The organism is Xanthomonas sp. 4461, assembly GCF_024806475.1.
GTDB classification, from domain to species: Bacteria; Pseudomonadota; Gammaproteobacteria; order Xanthomonadales; family Xanthomonadaceae; genus Xanthomonas; species Xanthomonas arboricola_F.
The window spans coordinates 360,430-385,922 of the sequence record NZ_JANTYV010000006.1 but is presented as its reverse complement, the minus strand read 5'-3'; the positions used below and the strand labels follow the sequence as shown (position 1 = coordinate 385,922).

Below are 25,493 nucleotides of genomic sequence, written 5' to 3'. Positions count from 1 at the left end.
TCTCTGAAGGATGAACCGGGCCGTTCCAGATCCGGGCTATATGCCCGGTTTACCTGGAAAACATGAAGATCGTCCACTATCGTTCGCCCAACGACAGCATCCAGTGCCGTCGTTGCGGCGCTGCAGATACCGCTTAAAAGTCCTGCCACTGGCCATCGTTACCGGGCGCGACCGTGGGTGCGGTGGCCGCTGCACGGCGTGTGGAGACTGCCGGTTTGGGCGCGATGGATGTCGGTCTAGCCGGGCCTGCCAAGGCGGCGACACGGGGCGCATCGGCAAGCGTGAAGCGTGCGACTGCCTGCGCCAGTTGTCCGGCCTGATCTTCCATCGTGCGCGCTGCCGCCGTGGCTTCCTCCACCAACGCGGCGTTCTGCTGGGTGGCCTCATCCATCTGGGTGATGGTGCGATTGACCTGCTCGATGCCGGACGATTGTTCCTGCGAGGCCGCCGCAATCTCGCCCATGATGTCGGTCACGCGCTGCACGCTGGCGACGATGTCGGCCATGGTGGTGCCCGCCTGGTGGACCAGCTGCGAGCCCTCGGCGACCTTGCCGACCGAATCGTCGATGAGATGCTTGATCTCCTTCGCCGCAGCGGCCGAGCGCTGCGCCAGGGTGCGCACTTCCGAGGCCACCACGGCAAAGCCGCGGCCTTGCTCGCCGGCACGCGCCGCTTCCACCGCTGCGTTCAAGGCCAGGATATTGGTCTGGAAGGCGATGCCGTCGATGACGCTGATGATCTCTGCGATCTTCTTCGATGAGGTTTCGATGCCGGACATGGTGGTGACCACCTGGGCCACCACCGCGCCGCCCTGCGAGGCGACGCCGGCCGCACCGATGGCGAACTGATTGGCCTGACGCGCGCTCTCTGCGTTTTGCTTGACGGTGGAGGTGAGCTCTTCCATCGAGGCGGCGGTTTCTTCGAGATTGGCGGCCTGTTGCTCGGTGCGCTGCGACAGGTCGCTATTGCCGGCGGCGATCTCGCTGGAGGCGGTATGGATGCTGCCGGCGGCCTGCTGGATGCGTCCGATCACCTGGGCCAGCGCTTGTGCGGTGGTATTGGCGTCGTCGCGCATGGTGGCGAATACACCGTGGAAATCGCCGTGCATGCGTGCGCTCAGGTCGCCCTCGGCCAGCGCGCTCAGCAGCCGCGACACCTCGGCGATGCTCACCGCATTGGCGTCGAGCAGGGCATTGAGCTGTTGCGCCAGTTGCAGGAAAAAGCCCTGCTTGCCGCTGCTGTCGATGCGCTTGGACAGGTCGCCTGCCGCAGCGCTGCGCACGACATCGGCCACGTCCAGTTCCACCCGCGCTTCGGCGGTGCGGTCGCGCCACTCGCAGACAAAGCCCAGATGCGCACCGCGCTCGTCGCGGATCGCCGACACGTTTTGCGTAATGCAGGTGGCGCGGTAGCGCACTTCGCGTTGCGCGGCGCCCTGGCGGTCCAGGCGCTGGTAGATTTCTGCGTCCTGCGCGTTACCCACTTCCAGCAGCGAGACCGGTTGCCCGACCAGGTCGGCCGTGCGATTGAACGCCGGTGCGCAGGCCTGGATATCGTCCGCATAGGTGTGCAGCAAGGACTGCAGCGCGGTGTTGCTGTAGATGATGGTCAGGTCCGGGTCGGCGATGTACATGCCGGTGGAGGCGTTATCGAGGGCGGTGCGGATGCGCAGGTTTTCTGCGGCGATGCTGCGCTCGCGCTCCAGGCGTTCGCGCAGGTCGCGCTGCATGCGCGACAGTGCTGCCATCAGGCTGTGCGCGTGTTTTGCGGCAACCGGTATCGGCTGGTCCAGGCGGCCTTGCGCAATGTGCTGTGCAGCGGCCATGGCCAGTTGCGGTTCGCCGCCAAGCAGGCCGAACACCGAACGCAGGATCCAGCCGGCGGCCAGCGCCAGGCAGACGAATGCAAGCACGACGGCGCCGCCTTGCTGCCACATCACACGGTGGCTGTATTGCTCGGCCTGGCTGCGGTTGGCCTCGTTCAAGGACAGGATGCGCTCGCTGATCGTCCCCATGCGGGTTTCGAGCTGGCCGAACTTGTCGGTGAAGTCGCGGTACGCCGCAGCGCTGTCGGCATGCGTTTCGGCCAGCGCCATGACCTGCTCGGCAGAGGCGATGTAGGCCTGCAACGTGGGCGCCACCGCTTCCAGCTCGCTGCGCAATGCAGGGTCCAGCGGGAGCTTGCGGTTGGCTTGCACCGCCTCGCGGAATTCGCCGGCATGTTCGCCCAGCGATGCACGTGCGGCGGCGATGCCGGCATCATCCTGGCGCGATGCGGCGAGCAGCCCGGCAGTGACGTCGCCGCGCAAGGCGTCGTGCATCATGTCGGCCTGCATGTGGTTGCGCAGTGCATCGGAGGAGATGACCTGCGCGGTGATGGCATCCAGCAGCCCGCGCTGACCGTTGTAGCCGACACCGCCCAGGGCGAGCAGCGCCAACGCGGCGACCAGCACCAGCACGCCCAACATATGCATGATCTTCATTGCGCAGCCCGTATCAGAAGCGGAAAGACAGACCGACGCCGACGGCGTGGTCGGGCGAGCGGTCGTTGAGGCCGCGGCTGTACACCGCATCCAGTTGCACGTCGTTGCTGAGCAGCCAGGCCGAGCCGACATCGAGCAGGGCCACGCTGCCGCCATCGTCGCTCTTGGCGATCTGCGGCAATGCCACTTCGACGAAGGAGCGCACGCGGTCGTTCCAGGCTTTGCCGAGCACCGCGCCCAGGATGCCTGCGGTGTAGCGATGTCCGTCGCCGTCGTCGTCCCAGATCACCCCGGGCATCACGCCGGCAGAGATGCTGTCGCTGAGCTCCCATTCGGCCACCAGCCGGAACGAGGGGCGTGCACCGTGGCCGCGCAGGGCCTGTGCGCCGCTGGGCAGATCCACGTGCAGCAGCCAGGCCAGCGAGGTCTTGCCACTGTCGGAGCTGGCCAGATGGTGCTTGATGCCGAGCGAGACGTCGGACATGCCGCTGACGCTGGATTCGCCCGGCAGGTCGATGTGTTGCCAGCCATCGGTTTCCAGCCGCAGTTCCCAGGTCTGGCCGAGCCCGTAGCGGAACAGCGTCGGCGTGGAATACCCATCGACCGACGCATCGCGCTCCCACGCGGCGCTGGTTTCCACCTGTAGCCGCTGGTGGCCGACGGTAAGGCTGGACTCGACGAAGTCGGGGCGATCGGTGGCGATGGGATCTTCGGCGCAGGCATGGCCAGCGACGCACAACAGCGCAAGACAGCTGGCGAGAACGGACGACTTCATGGCAACCCCTGCAATGATCGAATCTCGGACGCATGCGGCTGCGCGTGCGGTGGGCACCTGCGCGCATGCGGTGGTTGAGCGGCTGTTGCGGTGGGGCACAGGCAGCCGTTGTCACCCTGGCTAACGGCAACGCCAGATAAATCTTTAAGCATTGCCGATGGGTGGAGCAGTCAAGGGGCAGGGCGCGCATGCAGTGCAGGAGCGATAGCTAGGCTTGCGTCTGCTGGGCGCCACGTGTCCGTGCGTGTTGTCGTTGCAGCGGATCGGTGTCGCAGGCTGGAGCGTCCCAAGGACGTCGCGAGCAGGCACCAGATGCATGCCCGCACGGCGCGCGCCAGCTGCGACGATCAGGATCGACTGCAGGCAACACGGCGCCTGGCACAGGCGCCGTCACTGCATCACGCGTGGATCAGAAATCCTGCCACTGGCTGTCGTTGCCGGCAGTGTTGCCCGATGGCTTGACCGAATGGCGCGCAGGTGCGGCGATGCGCATGCTGCCGGCGGGTGCGCGCCTGGACGAGGGCAGCGCACGGACGAGCGGCTTGGTTGCAGGCGCTGCGCTCGCCGGTGCAGCCGGATGGCTGAGTTTGAACACGGCGACCGCCTCGGTGAGCTGGCCGGCCTGTTCTTCCATCGCGCGCGCGGCAGCGGTGGCTTCTTCCACCAGCGCGGCGTTCTGCTGGGTGGCCTCGTCCATCTGGGTGACGGTGAGGTTGACCTGCTCGATACCGGCCGATTGCTCCTGCGACGCAGCGGAGATCTCGCCCATGATGTCGGTGACGCGCTGTACGCTGGCGACGATCTCGCTCATGGTGGTGCCGGCTTGATGCACCAGCGACGAGCCTTGCGCCACCTTGCTGACCGAGTCGTCGATCAGGTGCTTGATCTCCTTGGCCGCACCGGCAGACCGTTGCGCCAGGGTGCGCACTTCCGAGGCCACCACCGCAAAACCGCGGCCTTGCTCGCCGGCACGAGCGGCTTCCACTGCGGCGTTCAACGCCAGGATGTTGGTCTGGAAGGCGATGCCGTCGATGACGCTGATGATTTCGGCGATCTTCTTGGACGAGGTCTCGATGCCGGACATGGTGGTGACGACCTGGGCCACCACCGCGCCGCCATGCGAGGCGACATCGGCAGCGCCGATCGCCAGCTGGTTGGCCTGGCGCGCATGTTCGGCGTTTTGCTTGACGGTTGACGTGAGTTCTTCCATCGAAGCGGCGGTTTCTTCCAGATTGGCCGCCTGTTGTTCGGTGCGCTGCGACAGGTCGTTGTTGCCCGCAGCGATCTCGCTGGCGGCCGCATTGATCTGGGTGGCCGAGGTCTGGATACCGGAGACAATGCCGGTGAGCTGCGCCACGGTGGCGTTGGCGTCGTCGCGCATGCGTGCGAACACGCCGGCGAACTGCCCATTCATGCGCACCCTGAGGTCGCCTTCGGCCAGCGCGCTGAGCAGGCTGGAAATACGCTCCAGGCCTTGCGAGGTGGTTTCCAGCAATCCGTTGAGCTGGCGGCCGAACTCCAGATAGAACCCGTGTTTGTCGTCCAGCGCCAGCCGCTGGCTGAAGTCGCCCATCAACGCCGATTGCACCAGTGCGGCCACTTCCTTCTGCGTGCTGACTTCGGCACTGACATTGCGCCACAGCAGCATGCTGCCGCTGCGACGACCATCGGCCGCGTACAGCGGGGTCATGGTCAGATCCAGGGTCACCGGACCGAAGGCGTAGCGCTCCAGCGTGGTGGACTGCAATTGCTGCAGCCGCTGCATGCGCGCCTTGCCGTCGCTATCGGTACCGAACACGTAGTCCAGCGGCCTGCCGACCACCGCATCGGCACTAAAGCCGGCCTGGCCCTTGGCATGGAAAGCGGGTTCGCCGTGCTTGAGCGAGGTGTGCAGCGCTTCGGTGACGAACACTGCGTTGTGCTGTTCGTCGGCCAGCAACACCTCCATCTCGGAGTGTTCCAGCGCGGTGCGGATGCGCAGGTTTTCGTTGGCGATGGCGGTGTCGCGGTCGATCCGCGCACGCAGGTCATCCTGCATGCGCTGCATGGCGCCCATCAGCCGGCCAACTTCGTCCCGACGTTGCACGGTGATGTGGTTATCGAGCTTTCCCGACGCGATCGCATCGGCCACGCCGACCGCCGATTCCAGCGGGCGCACCACCTGGCGACGCAGCAGCAGGAACAACGCACCGCTGAGCACCACCGCCGAGGCCAGGCCCACCAACAGGATCGTCCACAGCAAGCGATGCGCCTGCTGCATGATGGCCGCATACGGCACCACCACGCCCAGCGCAAACCGCTCCTGCGCCTTGCCGATCTGCAGGGGCACATACGCACTCACCATGCCGTTGGCATCGGGACTGAAATCCACCGAATCCTTGCCGGCCTTGATCGCTTCGAGCATGGCGCGGTGGCGCGCGTCGGTGACCGGCTTGCCGATGCGTGCGCTGTCGCGCGATGACAGCACCACCCCGGCGGGCGACAGCAGTTCGACATATCCGCTGTCCATCGGACGCAGCGCACCCAGGCGCTGCTGCAGGGCTGCCAATGCCACGTCCACCGTCACCGCGCCCAGATACTTGCCGTCCTGCAGGATCGGGGTGGACAAGGTGGTCATCAGCACGGTCTTGCCGCCGATCTTGTAGTCGTAGGGTTCGGCAACGGTTTGCCGCAGCAGCGCGCGCGGCTTGAGATTCCAGTCGCCAAGGCCGGGAGTTTCGTAATCGGTGAGCGGCTCGCGCACCAGCGTCTGGCCGTCGCGTCCCCAGTACGTCATGAAGCGGCCGCTGGCATCGTGGCCCTTGGCGTTGGCGAAGTCGCTGTCCTTGCCATCGAAGGCCTGCGTCTCCCACAGCGTGCCCATGCCCACCCACTCGGGATGATCCTGCAACTGGTCGTGGATCACCGCAGCGGCGGTATCGCGGCTGATACCGCCGTTGGCGCGTTGTACCAGCAAGCTGGTGGCCAGCGACTGACCGGTGGTCAGTGCCTGCCCAAGTTCGCTGCCGATCTGCTCGGCCTGGTAGCGCGCGGCATTCTGCATCGTGGCCTGGGCAGAGGTGCTCAGCGCACCGCTGCTCTGCCAATAGGTGATGGCCGCGGTCAATCCGAAGCACAGCGAGGCGATGACCGCGGTGCCGAACATCAGCCGGTACGCAAGGCGGCCGCCGAAACGTGAGTGCGAGGAGAGCGAGGTCATGGACATGGCTGCAAAGGGAAGGGAGGAGCCCGCTGAAGCGGGGCAGTGCAGGTAGAACGACCAACACACTCACCGGGCGGCGGTGAGCCAGGTGCGGGCGGCATGGGCCACCCGCGCACTGCATCCGTGAGCACCGTGGCGGCCTTGCGGCCGCCCGATAGTGTGGTGAGCCGCGCTCAGTAGGCGGCCATTGCAACGCGCTTGGGCGCGCGTGCGCCTGCACTGCCGAGCTGTGCGGGCGATGCGGCCACCACCCGGAAGATCGACACCGCATCGTCCAGTTGCTGCGCCTGCTGCTGCATCGCGTTGGCGGCAGCGGTGGCTTCTTCCACCAGCGCGGCGTTCTGCTGGGTACTCTCGTCCATCTGGGTGACGGTGAGATTGACCTGCTCGATGCCGGCCGACTGTTCCTGCGAGGCGGCGGAGATCTCGCTCATGATGTCGGTGACGCGCTGCACCGAGGACACGATGTCGGCCATGGTCTTGCCGGCCTGATCCACCAAGGCCGATCCCTGCGCCACCTTGCCGACCGAGTCGTCGATCAGGTGCTTGATCTCCTTGGCCGCACCGGCCGACCGCTGCGCCAGCGTACGCACTTCCGAAGCCACCACTGCAAAACCGCGGCCCTGCTCGCCGGCGCGTGCCGCTTCCACCGCGGCATTCAAGGCCAGGATGTTGGTCTGGAAGGCGATGCCGTCGATGACGGAAATGATCTCGGCGATCTTCCTGGACGAGGTCTGGATGCCGGACATGGTATCCACCACCTGGCTCACGACCTGGCCGCCCTGCGAGGCCACGCTGGCTGCGCCGATCGCCAACTGGTTGGCCTGACGCGCGCTCTCGGCGTTCTGCTTGACGGTGGAGGTGAGCTCTTCCATCGAGGCAGCGGTTTCTTCCAGATTGGCCGCCTGTTGTTCGGTGCGCTGCGACAGATCGTTGTTGCCGGCGGCGATTTCGCTGGCGGAGCCGGTGATGGAACCGGCCGCCTGCTGGATACGCCCGACGATGCCGGCCAGCTGCGTGGCCGTGGTGTTGGCATCGTCACGCATGCGTGCGAACACGCCATGGAATTGCCCGTCCATGCGTGCAGTCAGGTCGCCTTCGGCCAGTGCCGCCAGCAGCTCGGACAGCTTGCCCAGATTGCGGTCGCTGACCTCCATCATCGCGTTGAGATCGTTGATCATGCGTGCCGAATCGTGCTTGAAGCGCGCGGCATCGCCACGCTGGCTGAAGTCGCCATTGGCCGCCGCCTGCGCCAGGCGCTTGATCTCGGTGTTGATGGCCAGCAGGCTGGCCTTGGCTGCATCCATCGCTTCGTGAAGCACCGCCCGGGTGCCGGGCAGGCGCACCGCATCGCGCGACAGGTCGCCCTGGGCGTACTCGTTGAGGATGCCGATGGCATCGACGATGGCGTCCAGGTGCTCGAAGATCATGGTGTTGATGCCGGTGGCCAATTCGCCATAGACACCGGGGAAATCGTTCGGCATGCGGTGGGTGACGTCCTCGCCGGCATGCATGTGCATCATCACCTTGGTCTGCGCGGAGAAGCGCTCCAGGGTGTGCACCATCTCGTCGGTGGCCTTGAGCATCTGGCCGATTTCATCGTTGCCATGCTCGGCAGTGCGCACGCTCAGATCGCCACGTGCCACGCCCTTGATCGCCGCCAGGGCGCGCGCCACCGGCTCCAGGATCGAGTTGCCGATCAGCCAGCCGACCAACAGGTTGATCAGCACCAGCACGCCGCCGGCCAGGGTCACCACGCCGGTGAACGCCAGCGCCTGCGACTGGGTGTCGTCCAGATACACGCCGGTCCCGATCACCCAGCCCCACGGCTTGTACAGCGCCGCGTACGAGGTCTTCTGCACCGGGTCTTTCTGTCCGGGCTTGGCCCAGGTGTAATCGACGTAGCCGCCGCCGGCCTGCGCGGCGGTCACGAATGCCGGGAAGATACGCTTGCCGTCCGGGCTGAGCACGTCGGCCAACGGCTTGCCGTTGAGGTCCGGGCGGGTGGGGTGCATCAGCATCACCGGCGCCTGGTCGGTGACGTAGATGTAGTCCACGCCACCGCGTGCGCGCATGGTCGACAAGGTGGCCAGCGCTCTGCTCTTTGCAGTCGCCACATCCATCTCGCCCTTGTCGGCGCGCTCGGCGTAGCCGTTGACCACCGCCATCGCCATTTCGATCTGGCTCTTGAGCCCATCGCGACGCGTATCGGTGAGATCGACGTACTGCATGCGTGCCGCGACGACGGCCAGGATGATGATGCCCAACGCAACGAGCGCCGTCTGGGCGAAGAATTTGCGTTTCAGCGGCACATTGGCCAACGTCTTTGCGAGCGAGCTCTTGAACGTCATGACAGGTATCCAGCGAGAGGATGGTGACCGGGATAAGTCGAATAGCGACCCGGTAATAGAAATGTTGAGCGTGGCGAGACGTCAGTTGTGCTGGCGCCGCGTGCCATGTAACGACGTCCGCAGGCACGCCGTCGCAGGCATCGCCACAGCGCCATCGGCTGACGCCTGCACGCGGTAAACCGGCACGCGGCAGGCTACGCATGAACCGCAAGGCGGATCACGTGAAGCGGCGTGGCGTGTTGCAGGGGTGTGGCGATGGCCGCGCCGCGACCGAGCGGCACCGGCTGGAAGGCGCGCCTAGCGCTGCGGCGTCTCGACCTTGGCCACCGATGCCTGCAGGTTCTGCAGCTCGGTCCAGAGCACCTGGTGGGTATCGCCGGGCTGGCCAAGCGAGAACGCTTGCGCCTGGTACAGGTCGCCGGCATGCAGGGCACGATTGGCCAGACGCTGTTGCTCCAGATACTGGCCCAGCCGCTGCTGCACCACTGCAAACTGGCGCGCCTGCTCGCCTTGCGGAGCGCTGGCCTGGAAGTATCCCGCATGCCGGGCGATGCGTTGACGCAGATTGCCCATGCGCTCGTCATAGGCCTGCACACGGACCGCGTCGTGCGCTGCGGCAAGCTGTGCACGCTGGTCCTCGCGCAATTGCACCAGGTCGATCGCCAGCGACTGCAATGCGCTCACCGGCACGCTGTCCAGCAGCACCGACACCGGTGCAGCCGGTGCGGCAAACGAGGGCGGCAACGACACGCTCGCTGCCAGCATGGCCACGGCGAACACGGCGCCCAGCATGTTGCGGGCAGAGCGGATGGAGTTGGCGGTATGCATGCGGACGTCCTTCGACATGGCGCGGGCGCTGGCGCCCTCATTGCCATGTGTATCGGCCGCGGAAGCTTGCGCTTGATCACCTTTCGACCAACGGCAACCCGGGTGGGTGAATCGTTGGCCTGGTGAACCAGCCGGTGATGCCGGCCGATGGCATCCGCACAGCACAACGCCCCGGCGGCTGGCCGGGGCGTCGGGGCGCCGGGAGGCGGACGGAGGACGACTGGCGCGGTGACGCCTAGCGCCACCGGCACCCGAAGCTACCTCTCAGCGGGAGCTGGGAGGTAGCCGTGCGCTTAGAACTCGCGCCAGTTCGCCTGGCTGTCGGCGGTGGTTGCCAGGGCCGGGTGCGAGCCGGGGACGGGCATGATCGCCGGCTTCGCTTTCGCAGGGTCACGGGGGCGGGGCGACCGCGTCGAGGCGACGCTTGCCAGCCGCTGCGGGGCAGGGCGGGGCGTCGCTGTCGGCTGCGTCGTGCCGGGGTGGATCTTGAAGATCGCCACTGCATCGGACAACTGGCCGGCCTGGTCCTCCATCGCACGCGCTGCAGCGGTGGCTTCTTCCACCAGCGCGGCGTTCTGCTGGGTGGCCTGGTCCATCTGCGTCACGGTGAGGTTGACCTGCTCGATACCGGCCGACTGCTCCTGCGAGGCAGCGGAGATCTCGCCCATGATGTCGGTGACGCGCTGCACGCTGGCCACGATCTCGGTCATGGTGGTGCCGGCCTGGTCCACCAGCAGCGAGCCCTCGGCGACCTTGCCCACCGAGTCGTCGATCAACTCCTTGATCTCCTTCGCTGCGCCGGCCGAGCGCTGCGCCAGGGTGCGTACTTCGCTGGCCACCACCGCAAAGCCGCGGCCCTGATCGCCGGCACGCGCCGCTTCCACCGCCGCGTTCAAGGCCAGGATGTTGGTCTGGAAGGCGATGCCGTCGATGACGCTGATGATGTCGGCGATCTTCTTCGACGAGGCCTGGATATCGGCCATGGTGGCGACGACCTTGCTGACCACCTCGCCACCCTGCGAGGCCACGTTGGCGGCGCCGATGGCGAGCTGGTTGGCCTGGCGTGCGCCTTCGGCGTTCTGCTTGACGGTGGAGGTGAGTTCCTCCATCGAGGCGGCGGTTTCTTCCAGGTTGGCCGCTTGCTGCTCGGTACGCTGCGACAGGTCGTTGTTGCCGGCAGCGATTTCGCCGGCAGCGGTGTTGATTGCGCTGGTGGCCAGCTGGATGCGCCCGACAATGCCGGACAACTGCTCGGTGGTGGCATTGGCGTTGTCGCGCATCTGCGCAAACACGCCATGGAACTGGCCGTGCATGCGCTCGGTCAGGTCGCCGGTAGCAATGGCCTGCAGCACCCCGGACAACGCACCGAGGTTGCCATCGGCGGTGGCCATCAACTGGTTGAGGCTTTCCACCATCGCCAGAAAGTCATGCTGAAACCGCTGCGTATCGCCGCGCACGCTGAAGTCGCCATGCGCGGCGGCCTGCGCGAGCAACTGGATCTGGCCGTTCATCGCCGAGAGGTTGCGCTTGACCGCATCCATGGTGTCGCTGAGCACGGCCTTCTCGCCGGGCAGGCGGTCCATGTCCTGGCTCAGGTCGCCGATGGCGTAGCGCGACATGATCTGCGCCAGCTTCATCTTCACTTCGATATGCGATGCGACCAGCGCATTGGTGTCGCGCACCATGCTGCCGTATTCGCCAGGAAACGCCGCCTGATCCATGCGGAAGCTGATCTGGCCGGCGTCGTGCCGGCGTGCCATGTCCTGCTGCGCGGCGGCCACCGCCTTGAGCTGATCCTGCATGCCGCGCATGCTGGTCAGCAACTGGCCAGGCTCGTCGCCCGGCTGCGGGCCGATCGGGTTATCCAGCTTGCCGTGCGCGATCGCCTCGGCCACCTGCGTGGCCTGTTTCAGCGGGCGTACCAGGCTGCGCGAAATCAGCCACGCCAGTGCAGCGGCCAGGCCGGCCGACAACAGACCGAAAGCGATCAGGGCGCGATTGGCCAGCGCCACGCTGCTCAGGATCGTGTCCGCACCAGCGGCGTTCTGCCGGTTCTGCAATTCCACCGCGGTGGCGATCGCCTTGGAACGTCGTTGCAGCAAGGGCTGCGCCTGGCCGTTCAACAGCTGCTTGGCGCCGTCGAGATCGCCATCGCGCACCATGCCGAGCAGACGGTTGTTGGTGGCACGGGCCGCGGTGAGGCTGTCCTGGATGGCCTGGCGCGCGCGCATGCCGTCGGCGTTGGTTGGCAGCTGCTGCAGCGCGGCCCAGAGTTGTGCGTAATGCGCGCGGTTGTCCTTGAGCTGGGCATCGACGGCGGACCGTTGTTGCGGGGTGGCCAGCATGAAGTCGCGCAGGTAGCGTTCGCCGAGCATATTGCTTTCGCGCATCTGGTTGAGCAGCGCAGCCTTGCGGTTGTTGACCTCGATGATGATCGAGACCTGCTGTTTGACGGTCTTGAATTCGTATAGCGCCAGGGTGGTGGAGCCGGCCAACAAAACGATCAGCAACGCGAATGCCAACGCCAGGCGTCGCCCGACGGTCAGGGAGTGCAGGAATGTCATGGTGTTCTCTAGGGGAGGGTGGGAAAGAGGTACACCGGTAGCGTTCGCTCGGCGGGTTTCTTGAGCCGTTCGCCCTTGCCTTGCACGCTTGCGTTCAGCGCGATCGGCGCAACCACGCTGGGTTGGCGCGATGCGCGTTGCGGCTGCCCATGCCACGGGATGACATAGGCGGGCTGGTTTGCAGGCCATTCCCCGGCGTGGATTGCGATCGACGCCGGGAGGCTCTGTGCTGCGGCGTGGCCAGGACGACAAACGCGTGCCGCCACTGGCGGCGCGCAACCACGACCCGCCTCACGCAAACGCACAAGCCCCGGCATCGCTGCCAGGGCTTGGGGGTGCAGACCGCGTCACCGCAGCCTATGTTGCGCAGGGCCTCAGAACTCGTGCCAGCTGGTGTCGCCGCCGGAAGCGGTTGCCAGTGCAGGGCGTGCCGCGGCTTGCGGCTTGCCCGCCGCAGCCTTGGCGGCAGTGCGCTTGGTCGCAGGCGTCTTGAGCGGCTTGGGCGCTGTCGGGGCGGGGCGCGCCGTTGCCGTCGTCGTTGCTGCGGTGGGCTGCAGTTTGAAGATCGCCACCGCGTCGGACAGCTGGCCGGCCTGGTCCTCCATCGCACGCGCTGCAGCGGTGGCTTCTTCCACCAGCGCAGCGTTCTGCTGGGTGGCTTCGTCCATCTGCGTCACGGTGAGGTTGACCTGCTCGATGCCGGCCGACTGCTCCTGAGACGCCGCAGAAATCTCGCCCATGATGTCGGTGACCCGCTGCACGCTGGCCACGATCTCGGCCATGGTCTTGCCGGCCTGGTCCACCAGCAGCGAGCCTTCGGCCACCTTGCCGACCGAGTCGTCGATCAGGTGCTTGATCTCTTTTGCGGCACCGGCCGAGCGCTGCGCCAGGGTGCGCACTTCCGAGGCCACCACCGCAAAGCCGCGGCCCTGCTCGCCGGCACGTGCGGCTTCCACTGCGGCGTTCAAGGCCAGGATATTGGTCTGGAAGGCGATGCCGTCGATGACCGAGATGATCTCGGCGATCTTCTTGGATGAGACCTCGATACCGGACATGGTGGTGACCACCTGCGACACCACTGCGCCGCCCTGCGAGGCCACATTGGCCGCGCCGATGGCGAGCTGATTGGCCTGGCGCGCATGCTCGGCATTCTGCTTGACGGTGGAGGTCAGTTCTTCCATCGAGGCGGCGGTTTCCTCCAGATTGGCCGCCTGCTGCTCGGTGCGCTGCGACAGGTCCTGGTTGCCGGCGGCGATCTCGCTGGCCGCCGAATTGATCGAGGTGGTGGCGTGCTGGATACGCCCGACAATGCTGGACAGCTGTTCGGTGGTGGCGTTGGCGTCGTCGCGCATCTGTGCGAACACGCCATGGAACTGGCCGTGCATGCGCTCGCTCAGATCGCCGGCCGCAATGGCCTGCAATACCTTCGACAGGGAGGCAAGGTTGGCATCGGCGGTGGCCATCAGTTGATTGAGGCTGTCCACCATGGCGTGGAAGTCGTACTGGAAGCGCTGCGCATCGCCGCGCACGCTGAAGTCGCCATTGGCCGCGGCCTGCGCCAGCGTCTTGATCTCGCTGTTCATCGCCGAGAGATTGCGCTTGACCGTGTCCATGGTGTCGCTGAGCACGGCCTTCTCGCCGGGCAGGCGATCCATGTCCTGGCTCATGTCGCCGATCGCATAGCGCGACATGATCTGCGCCAGCTTCAGCTTTACCGCGATATGCGAGCCGACCAGGCTGTTGGTGTCGTGCACCATGGTGCCGTACTCGCCCGGAAACGCGGTCTGGTCCATGCGGTAGCTGATTTCGCCGGCATCGTGGCGCTGGGCCATTTCCGACTGCGCTGCGAGCACGGCCTGCAGTTGTCGCTGCATGCCTTGCATGCTCTGCAGCAGCTGCCCGGCCTCGTCGCGGCTATCGACATGGATGGCGTTATCCAGCTTGCCTTGCGCGATGGCGCCGGCCACCCGCGTCGCGCGGCCCAGCGGGCCGGCGATGCTGCGTGCGATGAACCAGCCTGCGAAGGCGGCCAGCAGCACCGCCGAGGTCATTGCCGCGATCATCACCTGCACCGAGCGCTGGTAAGTCGCTTCGGCCTTTGCGATTTCGCTGTCCATGTGTGCGCTGTTGAACTTGGTCAGCTCGACGAGCTTGGCAAACAGGTCGCGCCGCGCCGGGCGCGATCGTTCGTCGGAGACGGTGTTGGCGGTGACCAGATCGCCGGCGCGCAGGGCGGCGCCGAGCGCTGCATTGGCGTTGTAGTACTCGGCCAGTTTCAGCTTGACCGCGTCGTACAGCTCGGCCTCTTTGCCGGGCGTGGTGGTTTTGGCGTAAGCCTTCTGTGCGACATCGATATCGGCGCGCGCCTTGTCCATGCGCTCGAAATAATTCTGCACCGCCTTCGGATCGTCGGCATGCGCCAGCTGAGCCAGTTCGTAGGTACGGAATTCGCCGAGCAGGGCACGCATTTCGCTCAACTGCTGCACCGCCGGTGCCCAGACATTGCCGATTTCGCGTAACAGGTGGGCGCTGGATTGCATGCGCACCAGCGCGAACACGCCAAGGCTCAAGGTGATCAGTGCGGTAAACGAAAAGGCGACAGCCAGCTTGCGTGCGACGGCGAGATTGCGGAACCAGTTCATGAGAGTCATCTCTTGAGTGCAGAGATCAATGGGCACCGTGGACGTCCGGAAAGCACGCAGACGTCGAAAACGGTCGTTACGTCAGACATGGCCGAGGGCCAATCCACACCGCGGGTCGTGCCATGCCGCGCGGGTCTGCAAGCACCGGCGGCCCCCAGGCCGCCGGTCAACATCACATCTGAAGCTGTACTGCGCGGCGTCCGTGCCGCAACTGCCGGTGATGCGTCAGGCGGCCTGCGGAACCCGCAGCGAGCGCACCAGTCCACCGATATCCACGATCAGCGACACACGGCCATCGCCCAGGATGGTGGCGCCGGAGACGCCGGGGATGCGCCGATAGTTGTTTTCGATGTTCTTGACCACGACCTGCTGCTGGCCGAGCAGTTCGTCCACTTCCAGCGCGATCTTCTGGCCGTCGCCTTCGACCACCACCACCAGCGGTTCCTGCGAGGATTGCTGCCCGCCGAAGCCGTAGTAATTGGTGAGCGAGAGGATCGGCAGGTACTCGCCGCGCACCCGCAGCACGCGGCCGTCGCCAGCCATCGAGCGGATGTCTTCGGCGGCCGGCTGCAGTGCTTCGAGCACGTAGGCCAGCGGCAGGATCAGGGTTTCGCCGGCCACCGACACGGTCATGCCGTCCAGGATGGCCAGGGTCAGCGGCAGGCGGATCAACACGCGGGTACCGCTGCCGGCGTTGCTTTCCAGCTGCACTTCGCCACCCAGGCCCTGGATGTTGCGGCGGACCACGTCCATGCCCACGCCACGACCGGACAGGTCGGTGACGGCATCGGCGGTGGAGAAGCCCGGCGCGAAGATCAGGTCCCACACCTGCGCATCGGTCGGGTTGTCCGGCACGGCGATGCCGCGTTCGGCGGCTTTTTCCAGGATCTTGGCGCGATTGAGGCCGCGGCCGTCGTCGCTGACTTCGATCACGATGTGGCCACCCTGGTGCGAGGCCGCCAGGGTGATCGTGCCGGTCTCGTCCTTGCCGGCGGCGCGACGCGCATCGGGCATTTCCAGGCCGTGGTCGATCGAGTTGCGCACCAGGTGCACCAACGGATCGGCAATCTTTTCGATCAGGCCCTTGTCCAGCTCCGTGCCTTCGCCGATGGTGCGCAGGCGCACCTGCTTGCCGAGGCGGCTGGACAGGTCGCGCACCAGGCGCGGGAAGCGGCGGAACACCGCATCGACGGGCAGCATGCGCACGCCGATGACCGCTTCCTGCAGATCGCGGGTATTGCGTTCGAGCAGGTCCAGGCCGGCGAACAGCTGTTCGGCGTGCGCCGGGTCCAGACCGGTGGAGACCTGCTTGAGCATGGCTTGCGTGATCACCAGCTCGCCGACCAGATTGATCAGTGCATCGACCTTGTCGACGCTGACGCGGATCGAGGTTTCGGCTTCTGCGGCGGCGGCCTTGGCCGGTGTCGCAGCAGCGGCGGCAGGTTCGGCAGCAGCGGCAGGTGCCGCAGCGACGGCGACGGGCGCCGCGACAGCGGCTTCCACGGCCAGGCTCGGCGGCGGGCCGGGCACCGCCATCGGGCGGATCTCCAGCTCGCAATCGTCCACCACCCAGGCAAAGGTGTCTTCGATCTTGCTGCGCGGAATCTTGCCGATCAGGCCCAGATCCCACGCCAGATAGGCTTCCAGCGGGTCGATGTTCTCAAAGCCCGGCATGCGCTCCAGGCGCGCGGCAATCTGCAGCGGGCCCAGGTGCTCGAGCTCGCGGATGATGCGCAGCGGGTCGTTGCCGCTCATGAACAGCGACGGCGCCGGAGTGAAGCCGATGTGCCAGGCTTCGGGTTCTTCTTCCTTCGGCTTGGCCACCGCCACGGCGGCCGGCGCTTCGCCCGCGAGCACCGCGTTCAGGCGGGTGTGCACGGCCTTGACCGCGGCCGGGTCGGCCGGGGTGCCGTGTTCGGCTTCGCGCAGCAGCGCGCGCAGCACGTCGACCGAGCCGAGCATGGCATCGACCGCATTGGGTTCGAGCTGGCGCTTGTTGGAGCGCAACTCGTCCAGCAGCGTCTCCAGCACGTGGGTCAGGCCGGCGACCGCTTCGAAACCGAAGGTGGCAGCGCCGCCCTTGATCGAGTGCGCGGCGCGGAACACCGAGTTGATGATTTCCGGGTCGCGGTTGCCCTCTTCAAGGGACAGCAGCCCGGCCTCCATCGCGTCGAGCCCTTCACGGCTTTCCTCGAAAAAGGTGGCGTGGAAACGTTGCAGGTCCATGCTCATGGGCGTGAGATCCGATGGTGAAGCGAGTAAGGATTAACCGAGGACTTTCTGCACGGTGGCGATCAGCTGTTCCGGATTGAACGGCTTGACCAGCCAGCCGGTGGCACCGGCGGCCTTGCCTTCGGACTTCTTGTCGGCCGCCGATTCGGTGGTCAGCATCAGCATCGGAGTGAACTTGTAGTCCGGCAGCTGGCGCAGCTCGCGAATCAGCGAGATGCCGTCCATGTTGGGCATGTTCACGTCGGTGACCACCGCATTGAAGCGCTGGCCCTTCGCGCGGCCCAGCGCAACGGCGCCGTCTTCGGCTTCTTCGACGGCAAAGCCGGCAGAGGTGAGGGCGAAAGAGACCATCTGGCGCATCGACGCCGAATCGTCCACCACCAAGATACGTGCGCTCATGCGGCGTTCTCCACAGATTTCAGGTTGTCATTGGATGCGGAAAGCCCAAGCGCGTCGGTGACGCCGAGCAGACGTGCCGCATCTCTAAAAGTGTCGTTGCAGCCATCGAATTCGGTATGCAGACCGGCCTGGCGGCGACTCTGCACGAAGGCGCAGAGCAACTGCACACTGGCGGTGTGGATACGCCGGACTTCACCGGCATCAAGCACCAGGTCGCCGTCCTGGGTGAGGAATTCGGCAAGCTTCTGCTTGAGGTCGGCGCTGGTCTCGATGCCGAGATCCTCACCCAATGTCACTGTGCTCATTGTTGCTCCGAACGGATGGTTCTATGCGTACTAACGGCGGAAGGTGGGAAAGCTTTAACGGTGAATCGGTGACACGCCAGATTGCGCAAGCTCGGCGTTAATGCAGCAGGTGCGTGGCATCGAGCAGGATCATCGGTTGATGGCCCAGGCGTGCGACACCGCGGAACAGGTTGTTGGAGATGCGGCACAGGCGTGCGTTGTCCGGCGGTTCGATCTGCTGGTCGGTGAGGCTGGTGACGTCTTCCACGGCCGACACGCGCAGGCCCATGGTTTCGCCGTTCTCTTCCAGCACCACCACCCGCGTCTGCAGATCCATATCCACCGGCGATGAGCCCAGGTGGATGCCCAGATCGATCACCGGTACCACCTGGCCACGCAGATTCATGATGCCGAGCATCGCGCTGGCGGTGCCACGCAGCGGCAGCAGCGGCACCGGCAAGACCACTTCCTGCACCTTGAGCAATTCCAGCGCATAGGTCTGTTCGCCGCAGCGCAGACGCAGCCAGCGGGTGCTGCGCTCGCTGGCGCGGCGCTCGGCATGGATCTTGTCGGCCTGACCGGGGGCAAGCAGTGCCTGCAGCCCTTGCGGGTACACCGGCGCGGGTGCGGCGCGCGGGGCGGCCGGCGCTGCACGCGGGGCAGGTGTGGGGGCAGGCGCTGCGACCGGGGCGGCTTCCAGCCCGAAGGCCGGATCGGCATCCATTTCTGCCAGCAGATCGGCGGTCAGCAAGTCCACTGCAGAGGAGGCGGTGCCGAAGGCGGGGTCGGCGTCCATTTCGGCCATCAGATCGGCCGTGCTCATGAACGCGCTTGGCGCGGCCGGGGCGAACGCCGGGTCGGCATCCATCTCGGCCAGGAAATCGGCGGCAATGTCGGCAGCGCTCGGTGCGGCAACCACCGGCGGCCCGAAGGCGGGGTCGGCGTCCATTTCTGCGAGGAAGTCGGCAGCGATGTCGTCGGCGCTGGGCTTGGCGACGACCGGCGCGAAGGCGGGGTCGGCATCCATCTCGGCAAGGAAGTCGGCAGCGATGTCGTCGGCGCTGGGCTTGGCGACGACCGGCGCGAAGGCAGGATCTGCATCCATTTCGGCCAGGAAATCGGCAGCGATGTCGGCAGCGCTGGGTGCGGCGATCACGGGCGCACCCAGCGCAGGGTCCGAACGCATGTCGGCCAGCAGATCGGCAGCAATGACCTCCGGCGTTGCGGCGACCGCAACCGGCGCGTCGGCGACAGCGACGTCGCTGTCTTCGATCGTGGCGAGCGCCGCGGCCGGCTCGGCGGGCAGGAGTGCAGCGACAGCAGTGTTGGCGACGACAGCGGGAATCTCCACGCCGGCATCATGCAGCAAGCCTTCCAGATAATCGTCCAGCTCACCGTTGGCGGTGTGGTTGCTCATGCGGCTTGCTCCATGCGCATCGCGTCATCGGCCAGCACCCATTCCAGCGCGCGGCGATAGGCGGACAGGCCGCGGCCCTGATAGTCGCCGCCGGTGGCGGGGATGGTGAGTGCGGCGGCATTGCAGATACGGGTGTCCATCGGAACGGCGTCTTCCCACACCACCGGGCCGTAGGTGGTCTGCATTTCCTTGAGCGTTTCGTTGCCGGCGCGGGTGCGGCGGTCGAACAGGGTCGGCAGGATCGACACCGGCAGTTCGCGGCGACGCGAGCGCTGCACCATGTCGGCGGTGCGCACCATGCTGGCAAGGCCGTGCAATGCGAGCGGCTCGGCCTGGGTCGGCACCACCACGCGGTCGCAGGCAGCCAGCGCGTTGATCATCAGCAGGCCAAGCGTGGGCGGGCAGTCGAGCAAGATGTAATCGTGCTGACCGGCGTGGCGGGTCATGGCGTTCTGCAATGCCAGGCCCAGGCCGGGCTGGTTGGCGCTACGGCGCTCCAGCGTGGCCAGTGCGGCTTGCGCGCACACATACGACAGGCCAGGGATGCTGCTTTCGTGCGCCAGGCTGGCCAGATCGCTCGGCGGGGTGCCAAACAGGTCCAGCACCCCGCGCGGCGGCGGGTCGACCGCCACGCCGAACGCGCGGGTGAGCGAGGAGTGCGGGTCGAGGTCGATCAACAACACCCGATGGCCGAGCGCGGCCAAGCCGCGACCCAGTGCCAGCGTCGTGGTGGTCTTGCCCACGCCGCCCTTTTGGTTGGCGATTGCCCAGATACGCATCTCACTGCACTCCTTCAATTACGGCGGGGACGGAACTTGTGCCGCTTTCGGTGGTGACGGCCGTTTGGCCGCCGTCTGACTTGGGAAGCTGTAGCGCCCCGGCGGCGGTCGCATGCAACTGCGATGGCGGATCGGGTGCGAGTGAGCCAGCCGAGTCAGCGAGGATGATCAACACCACACGCCGGTTCGCATTCCGTCCCGCCTCGGTTGTGTTATCGGCACGTGCGCGGAATTCTCCATAGCCCACCATTGCCAATCGTTGCGGGGCGATGCCGTCGTCGGCAAACAGGTGCACCACGCTGGCCGCACGCGCCGCCGACAGCTCCCAGTTGGAGGGGAACTGCGCGGTGGCGATGGGCTGGTTGTCGGTATAGCCCTCCACGCGCACACCGTTGGGCGCATCGCGCAGCACCGACGCCAGGGTGGACAGCGTGCCGCGGGCGCCGCCGGCCAGGGTGGCCGAGCCGGTACCGAACAGGATGTCGCTGTTGATCTCCACTTCGATCCACAGATCGTTGCGGCGGATGGTGATGAGTTTCTTGTCGATCAGCGGCGACAGCGTCTTGCTCAGCTGCTGGGCCACCGCGTCCATCTGACGCTGCGCGCGTGCCAGCTGGGTCTGATTGCGCAGCGATACCGGCATGCGCATCTGCGCTGCCATCGACGGCAGCAGGGTCGGGTCGGTGGGGCCGTTGGATGCGGCCATCGGCGCGCCGGCCTTGATCACCGACGGGCGGTCGTAATCGGCGCCCAGGCTCTGGGTCTTGCCCAGTTGCACCGGGCTGGCATTGGTGGACGAGCCGCCGAATGCGCTGGTCAGCGCCTGTGCCATGACCTTGTACTTGCCCTCGTTGAGCGAGGAAATGGCGTACATCACCACGAAGAACGCGAGCAGCAAGGTCATCAGATCGGCGTACGGAATCGCCCACGCTTCGTGGTTGCCATGGTCTTCGTGGTGTTTGCGACGGCGGGCCATGGGGGGGCTAATGCAAGTAGCCTGCCAATTTCGACTCGATGTTGCGCGGGTTCTCGCCCTGGGCGATCGCAATCAGCCCTTCGATCGCCATTTCGCGCTCGTTGGTGCTGCAATGGATCACGCTCTTGAGCTTGGCCGCCACCGGCAGAAACAGCAGATTGGCCGACGCGATGCCGTAGATGGTGGCGGTGAACGCCGCCGCGATGCCGTGGCCGAGCATGGCCGGGTCGGCCAGGTTCTTCATCACCGCCATCAGGCCCAGCACCGCGCCGATGATGCCCAGCGTGGGCGCATAGATGCCCATGCCTTCGAACACCTTGGCCGCGGCAAGATCCTGACGCTCCTGGTTGTCCATTTCGATCTCGAGCATATGCCGCATGGATTCGGGCTCCACGCCGTCGACCAGCATCTGCAGGCCCTTGCGCAGGAAGGCATCGCTCTGGCGCGGCAGCTGGTCTTCCAGGCCGAGCAGGCCCTGACGCCGCGCGATGTTGCTCCATTCCACGATCCGCGCCACCAGCTGCGGGCGATCGCTGGCCGGCGGCTGGATCACCCAGCGCAGGATCTTGAACGCGCGCCGGAAAACCGCCGGCGAGGTATGCAGCAGGATCGCCGCCACGGTGCCGACGATCACGATCACGAAGGCAGCCGGCGACCACAGCGACGAAATGCCGGCGCCTTTCAATACGCTGCCGCCGACGATCGCCACGATCGCCAGCACCAGTCCGATGATGCTCAATCTGTCCATGCAAGCGGTATCGGCCCAGGCGCGGCGGACTTGATAGAGCCAGATGGTCGAGAGCGCCAGAAAGTTGTCGTTTTGCGGAATGGGCCGCTTCCACTCGGGCATCGATGCAGGGTTTCCAGGTCATCGGTGCGCGCGCTTCCGACCAGGGCGTGTCATCAAGCCCGCAGCAGGCCCCGCCGCCCGTGCGCGTGCACACAGGCAACAAGCGCGCGCATGTTCGGTGGCGATCGTGTTGGCGATGGCCGCCAAGCGGCGTGTGGTGGGCGATGCCCTCACGTCGATCCCGTCTCTTGCTGAGCCCGGTTTCAAATGAGGTGTGTGCTGGCGCTTCGGTTAACCGCTTGCGTCCGGTTGCGGGCTAGGGTGTGTTGCTTGCAGCGATCACGCTGCTGCAGCCGGCGACGCGGCGGGCTCTACCGTGCCATGTGCAAGCGTGGCGGGCCGGCCGCCCATCGTGGGTGGCTTGCAACGCCGCTGGTCTGTTGCGCGGCAGAATGCGCTGCCGCATGGGCTGTGCTACTTAGCTTTCCACGCCATTAGAACGATCTAATTGCATCTGCATGGGGAAGCGGGCGCAAGAGGAGGGGGCAGGCTGCCGCAACGGCGACGGATATTTTTGTGTCACTTCGCGCAGCGTTCCTGGCCGATCGTTGGATCGACAGACATCCGCCGCAGCCAATCATCTTTGGGAGAGCACGATCGAAATGAACTGCATGCCATTCGCACGCCACCGCAGCACGCTGTCCGCCGGGATCGCCATCGCCTTGTTCGCGAGCACCGCCTCTACCGCCGCCGCCCAGCAGGCCGACGGCACGCCGGCGCCCACGGGCCAGGCCGAGGTGCAGGCCACGGACCTGGACGCGGTGACAGTGACCGGCTACCGCTACGCGATCGAAAAAAGCCTGGAGCAGAAGCGCAACGCCAACGCCGTGGTCGATGTGATCACCGCCGAGGACGTGGGCAAGTTCCCCGACAAGAACGTGGCCGATGCGCTGCAGCGCGTGCCCGGCGTGGTCATCAGCCGCGACGGCGGCGAAGGCAAGAACGTCAGCGTGCGCGGCCTGTCCTCGGAGCTGGTGCTGACCGAATTGAACGGCAACTACATCGCCACCGCCGAGTCCAACGGCGACCCGACGCGCTCGTTCAACTACACGCTGCTGCCGTCGAACCTGCTCGGCAGCGCGGAGCTGTACAAGACCCCGGAAGCGCGCATCGACGAAGGCGGCATCGGCGGCACGGTGATCCTGCAGACGCGGCGCCCGCTGGAACTGGAGCCAAACTCCGGCTTCGTCTCCGCCGAGGGCACCTGGTCCGATACCAGCAGGAAGACCGACGGACAGTTCTCCGGTTCGTACGCGTGGCACGACAAGGACAACCGCTTCGGTGTCTTCGTTGGCTACACGCAGCAGAAGCGCACCGCACGGACGCTCGATGCCAGTACCGAGAGCTGGCAGTGGTACGGGCGCGACGAAGTCGGCCCGGCGGTCGACGTGAACGGAAATCCATCCGACTTCAATGCCAACTGGTGGGGCGGTACCGGTTTCTGGACCCAGGACGGCAATTACTCCACCGGTTTCATGATGCCGACCGCCGTCAGCCTGGGCGCCAAACGCGAGGAGCGCGAGCGCAAGGGCGGGCAACTGACCTTGCAGTTCAAGCCGACCGACGACCTGACGCTGACCGCGAACTACTTCCGCTTCGACCTGTCGCAGGACTCGCAGACCAATACCATCAAGATTCCCGAGTGGAACATCGCCCGTTACAACGGCGACGGCAACTGGCGCGGCGGCCGTCTGCTCGACCGGCTGCAGTTCGATCCCAGCGGCACGATCGTCACCGGCGCCGCCTACAGCCTGCGCCCGGGCAAGACCTACTACTGCAGCGAGGCCGAGGCCGCCGCGGCCGGCCTGCCGCCGGGCGGCTGGGGCTCGGACGACTGCACGGTGCCGACGCCGCAGATCACCGGCAGCTACAACATCGAGAAATCGCAGTCGCAGACGGTGGACCTGGGCGGCGAATGGCGTGGCGAGCAGGTGGACGTGGCGTTCAAGGCTGGCCGCACCTGGGCCAAGGGCGGGCCGGAGCTGCAGTTTTCCCTGCCGATCAAGCCGCGCCTGCAGAACGCCGACGGCAGCTGGACCAACGCCAACTTTGCCAGCGCCTGGGACCTGACCGGCACGCCGTCCATGACGTTCTCGCCGGAGCTGATGCAGAACCTGCGCGACGGCATCCTGCAGGTCGACCTGGGCTCGACCGGCTCGTCCTGGACCCGCAACACCAACCAGCAGCAGTACGCGCAGATCGATACCACCTGGCATTTCGACGGCGAGGTCGTCGACTCGCTGCAGTTCGGCATCAAACGGCGCGACGGCGGCATCCACCGCAGTACCGGCAACAACTACTGGGTGTGCCCAGGCACCGACCCGGGTGACTACGACAACCGCTACTGGAACGGGCGCTGCAATGCCATCGCCACGCAGTTCTCGCCGGGGCTGCTGTTCGCGCAGGACAACCTGGCCGGTGGCGTCAACGCGAGCGCGTTCCCGGCGATCAACTTCCCGGGCTACATCGGCTACTTGAACCAAACCTACGGCGCGATGCAGACCCGCAGCGAAGACAACTTCGTCTACAACGTCGACGAAGAGATCTATTCCGGCTATCTGCAGCTCAACTTCCACACCGAGCGGCTGCGTGGCAACGTCGGCGTGCGGGTGGCGCGTACCGGCCAGCGTGCCGAGTCCACCGACAAGGTGACCGCCTACAACGACTATTTCTTCGACGGCGCCGACGGCAACCCGCTGGCCTGCCAGCAGGGCGCCGCCACGCCCGGCGGCGCGCCGGCTGACACCTATTGCGGCACCGAAGGCTATTGGCGCCTGGCCGACAGCGTGCAACGCACCGAGTCGTTCGTGGTCAGCGGGCTGGACCGCAACTACACCGACGTGCTGCCGAGTTTCAACCTGGCCTACGACCTGACCGAGAACCTGTTGCTACGCGCGGCAGCCGCCAAGGTGATTGCACGCCCCAGCTACAACGACATCGCCGCGCCTGGCAGCCTGGAGTTTTACAGTCCCGAATACGTGGCCGATCGGCGCCTGACCGGTGGTGCCAGCGAGCAGGGCTGGTACGGCTCGGGCAGCAACAAGAACCTGGAGCCGTACAAGGCCAACCAGTTCGACCTGGGGCTGGAATGGTATTTCCACCCGGGTTCGGTGGCAGGTGTGGGACTGTTCCGCAAGAACGTGGAGAACTTCGCGGTCGACGTGATCAGCGACGTCAACATGATGGTCGATGGGCAACCGGTCACCGTGCAGAACTACAGCACCCAGGCCGGCGGCCAGGACGCGGTCTCGCAGGGTGTGGAGCTGTACGCGCAGCACACGCTGCCGTCCGGCCTCGGTGTGCAGTTCAACTACACCTACAACGATGCCAGCAAGGCGGCGGTGCGGCTGGAGGACGGTACCGAGGCTGGCGAGACCGCCATGCCGGGCAGCGCCAGAAACCAGACCAACTTCACCGTGTTCTACGAGACCGACAGCCTGCTGCTGCGCGCCTCGTACAACCGTCGCGGTGAGCTGGTGCAAGGCCTGGTCAACGGGTTGAACGTCTTTGAGGAGCCGTACTACCAGATCGATGTCAACGCGGCGTACAACATCACCCCCGCGCTCAGCCTCACCGCCTCGGTACTGAACCTGACCAAGCAGGAGTCCCGCTCGCACCTGGGCGAGGACACCCGCGCCCGCTTCTATACCGGCGGCTACGCAGGCCGGCTGGCGTACCTAGGGCTGACCTACAAGTTTTAGGTCGCAGCGTG

15 protein-coding genes are annotated in these 25,493 nt (G+C 66.1%); 1 reads left to right on the top strand and 14 read right to left on the bottom strand.

Translation table 11 applies throughout. The features are described 5' to 3' along the window. Nucleotides 1-133: 133 nt before the first annotated feature. The 14 genes from FHY19_RS20285 to FHY19_RS20220 form a co-directional block, all read right to left on the bottom strand. Complete coding sequence (locus FHY19_RS20285; RefSeq protein WP_259168123.1) at nt 134-2,482, bottom strand: methyl-accepting chemotaxis protein; 2,349 nt, start codon at nt 2,480-2,482, stop codon at nt 134-136. 13 nt (nt 2,483-2,495) lie between these two features. Beyond that, a complete protein-coding gene (locus FHY19_RS20280) occupies nt 2,496-3,257 on the bottom strand; it encodes a transporter (protein ID WP_259150568.1) in 762 nt (253 codons plus the stop codon). A gap of 409 nt (nt 3,258-3,666) precedes the next feature. Continuing rightward, nucleotides 3,667-6,456: a methyl-accepting chemotaxis protein gene (locus FHY19_RS20275; protein ID WP_259168121.1), complete on the bottom strand. Its 2,790-nt coding sequence runs from the start codon at nt 6,454-6,456 to the stop codon at nt 3,667-3,669. Between the two features lie 176 nt (nt 6,457-6,632). Further along, entirely contained in the window at nt 6,633-8,810 is a 2,178-nt protein-coding gene (locus tag FHY19_RS20270) for a methyl-accepting chemotaxis protein (RefSeq protein ID WP_259168120.1), read from the bottom strand. A 297-nt stretch (nt 8,811-9,107) separates the two neighbouring features. Further along, nucleotides 9,108-9,638 carry a hypothetical protein gene (locus FHY19_RS20265; RefSeq protein ID WP_259168118.1) on the bottom strand — a complete coding sequence of 177 codons (531 nt, stop codon included), beginning with the start codon at nt 9,636-9,638 and terminating at the stop codon, nt 9,108-9,110. A gap of 293 nt (nt 9,639-9,931) precedes the next feature. After that, entirely contained in the window at nt 9,932-12,202 is a 2,271-nt protein-coding gene (locus tag FHY19_RS20260) for a methyl-accepting chemotaxis protein (RefSeq protein WP_259168117.1), read from the bottom strand. A 374-nt stretch (nt 12,203-12,576) separates the two neighbouring features. After that, on the bottom strand, nt 12,577-14,844 hold the full coding sequence (locus FHY19_RS20255; RefSeq protein ID WP_276580913.1) for a methyl-accepting chemotaxis protein: 2,268 nt from the start codon (nt 14,842-14,844) through the stop codon (nt 12,577-12,579). A 225-nt stretch (nt 14,845-15,069) separates the two neighbouring features. After that, entirely contained in the window at nt 15,070-17,076 is a 2,007-nt protein-coding gene (locus FHY19_RS20250; protein ID WP_259168113.1) for a chemotaxis protein CheA, read from the bottom strand. Nucleotides 17,077-17,109: 33 nt separating this feature from the next. Next, complete coding sequence (locus FHY19_RS20245; RefSeq protein WP_002806565.1) at nt 17,110-17,475, bottom strand: response regulator; 366 nt, start codon at nt 17,473-17,475, stop codon at nt 17,110-17,112. Continuing rightward, nucleotides 17,472-17,780 (bottom strand): STAS domain-containing protein, encoded by a 309-nt coding sequence (locus FHY19_RS20240; RefSeq protein WP_046964533.1) that lies wholly within the window; start codon nt 17,778-17,780, stop codon nt 17,472-17,474. The genes FHY19_RS20245 and FHY19_RS20240 overlap by 4 nt, the downstream gene beginning before the upstream one ends. Before the next feature lie 97 nt (nt 17,781-17,877). Next, nucleotides 17,878-19,176, bottom strand: a complete 1,299-nt coding sequence (locus tag FHY19_RS20235; RefSeq protein ID WP_259168111.1) for a chemotaxis protein CheW — start codon at nt 19,174-19,176, stop codon at nt 17,878-17,880. Then, nucleotides 19,173-19,955, bottom strand: a complete 783-nt coding sequence (locus FHY19_RS20230; RefSeq protein ID WP_259168108.1) for a ParA family protein — start codon at nt 19,953-19,955, stop codon at nt 19,173-19,175. The genes FHY19_RS20235 and FHY19_RS20230 overlap by 4 nt, the downstream gene beginning before the upstream one ends. A 1-nt stretch (nt 19,956) precedes the next feature. Next, nucleotides 19,957-20,931: a flagellar motor protein MotD gene (motD, locus tag FHY19_RS20225; protein WP_259168105.1), complete on the bottom strand. Its 975-nt coding sequence runs from the start codon at nt 20,929-20,931 to the stop codon at nt 19,957-19,959. 7 nt (nt 20,932-20,938) lie between these two features. After that, nucleotides 20,939-21,679, bottom strand: coding sequence for a flagellar motor protein (locus FHY19_RS20220; protein ID WP_259150313.1), 741 nt, complete (start codon nt 21,677-21,679; stop codon nt 20,939-20,941). Between the two features lie 650 nt (nt 21,680-22,329). Here FHY19_RS20220 and FHY19_RS20215 point away from each other — a divergent pair. Beyond that, the gene (locus FHY19_RS20215; RefSeq protein ID WP_259168103.1) at nt 22,330-25,482 is read left to right on the top strand and encodes a TonB-dependent receptor; all 3,153 of its coding nucleotides are present in this window, start codon (nt 22,330-22,332) and stop codon (nt 25,480-25,482) included. Nucleotides 25,483-25,493: the final 11 nt, after the last annotated feature.

What these genes read in the sequence shown, in the direction of transcription:
- FHY19_RS20240 (WP_046964533.1), bottom strand. Translation starts at nt 17,780, where the DNA reads ATGAGCACAGTGACATTGGGTGAGGATCTCGGCATCGAGACCAGCGCC.
- motD (WP_259168105.1), bottom strand. Translation starts at nt 20,931, where the DNA reads ATGGCCCGCCGTCGCAAACACCACGAAGACCATGGCAACCACGAAGCG.
- FHY19_RS20235 (WP_259168111.1), bottom strand. Translation starts at nt 19,176, where the DNA reads ATGAGCAACCACACCGCCAACGGTGAGCTGGACGATTATCTGGAAGGC.
- FHY19_RS20255 (WP_276580913.1), bottom strand. Translation starts at nt 14,844, where the DNA reads ATGAACTGGTTCCGCAATCTCGCCGTCGCACGCAAGCTGGCTGTCGCC.
- FHY19_RS20245 (WP_002806565.1), bottom strand. Translation starts at nt 17,475, where the DNA reads ATGAGCGCACGTATCTTGGTGGTGGACGATTCGGCGTCGATGCGCCAG.
- FHY19_RS20275 (WP_259168121.1), bottom strand. Translation starts at nt 6,456, where the DNA reads ATGACCTCGCTCTCCTCGCACTCACGTTTCGGCGGCCGCCTTGCGTAC.
- FHY19_RS20230 (WP_259168108.1), bottom strand. Translation starts at nt 19,955, where the DNA reads ATGCGTATCTGGGCAATCGCCAACCAAAAGGGCGGCGTGGGCAAGACC.
- FHY19_RS20250 (WP_259168113.1), bottom strand. Translation starts at nt 17,076, where the DNA reads ATGAGCATGGACCTGCAACGTTTCCACGCCACCTTTTTCGAGGAAAGC.
- FHY19_RS20285 (WP_259168123.1), bottom strand. Translation starts at nt 2,482, where the DNA reads ATGAAGATCATGCATATGTTGGGCGTGCTGGTGCTGGTCGCCGCGTTG.
- FHY19_RS20260 (WP_259168117.1), bottom strand. Translation starts at nt 12,202, where the DNA reads ATGACATTCCTGCACTCCCTGACCGTCGGGCGACGCCTGGCGTTGGCA.
- FHY19_RS20280 (WP_259150568.1), bottom strand. Translation starts at nt 3,257, where the DNA reads ATGAAGTCGTCCGTTCTCGCCAGCTGTCTTGCGCTGTTGTGCGTCGCT.
- FHY19_RS20270 (WP_259168120.1), bottom strand. Translation starts at nt 8,810, where the DNA reads ATGACGTTCAAGAGCTCGCTCGCAAAGACGTTGGCCAATGTGCCGCTG.
- FHY19_RS20265 (WP_259168118.1), bottom strand. Translation starts at nt 9,638, where the DNA reads ATGCATACCGCCAACTCCATCCGCTCTGCCCGCAACATGCTGGGCGCC.
- FHY19_RS20220 (WP_259150313.1), bottom strand. Translation starts at nt 21,679, where the DNA reads ATGGACAGATTGAGCATCATCGGACTGGTGCTGGCGATCGTGGCGATC.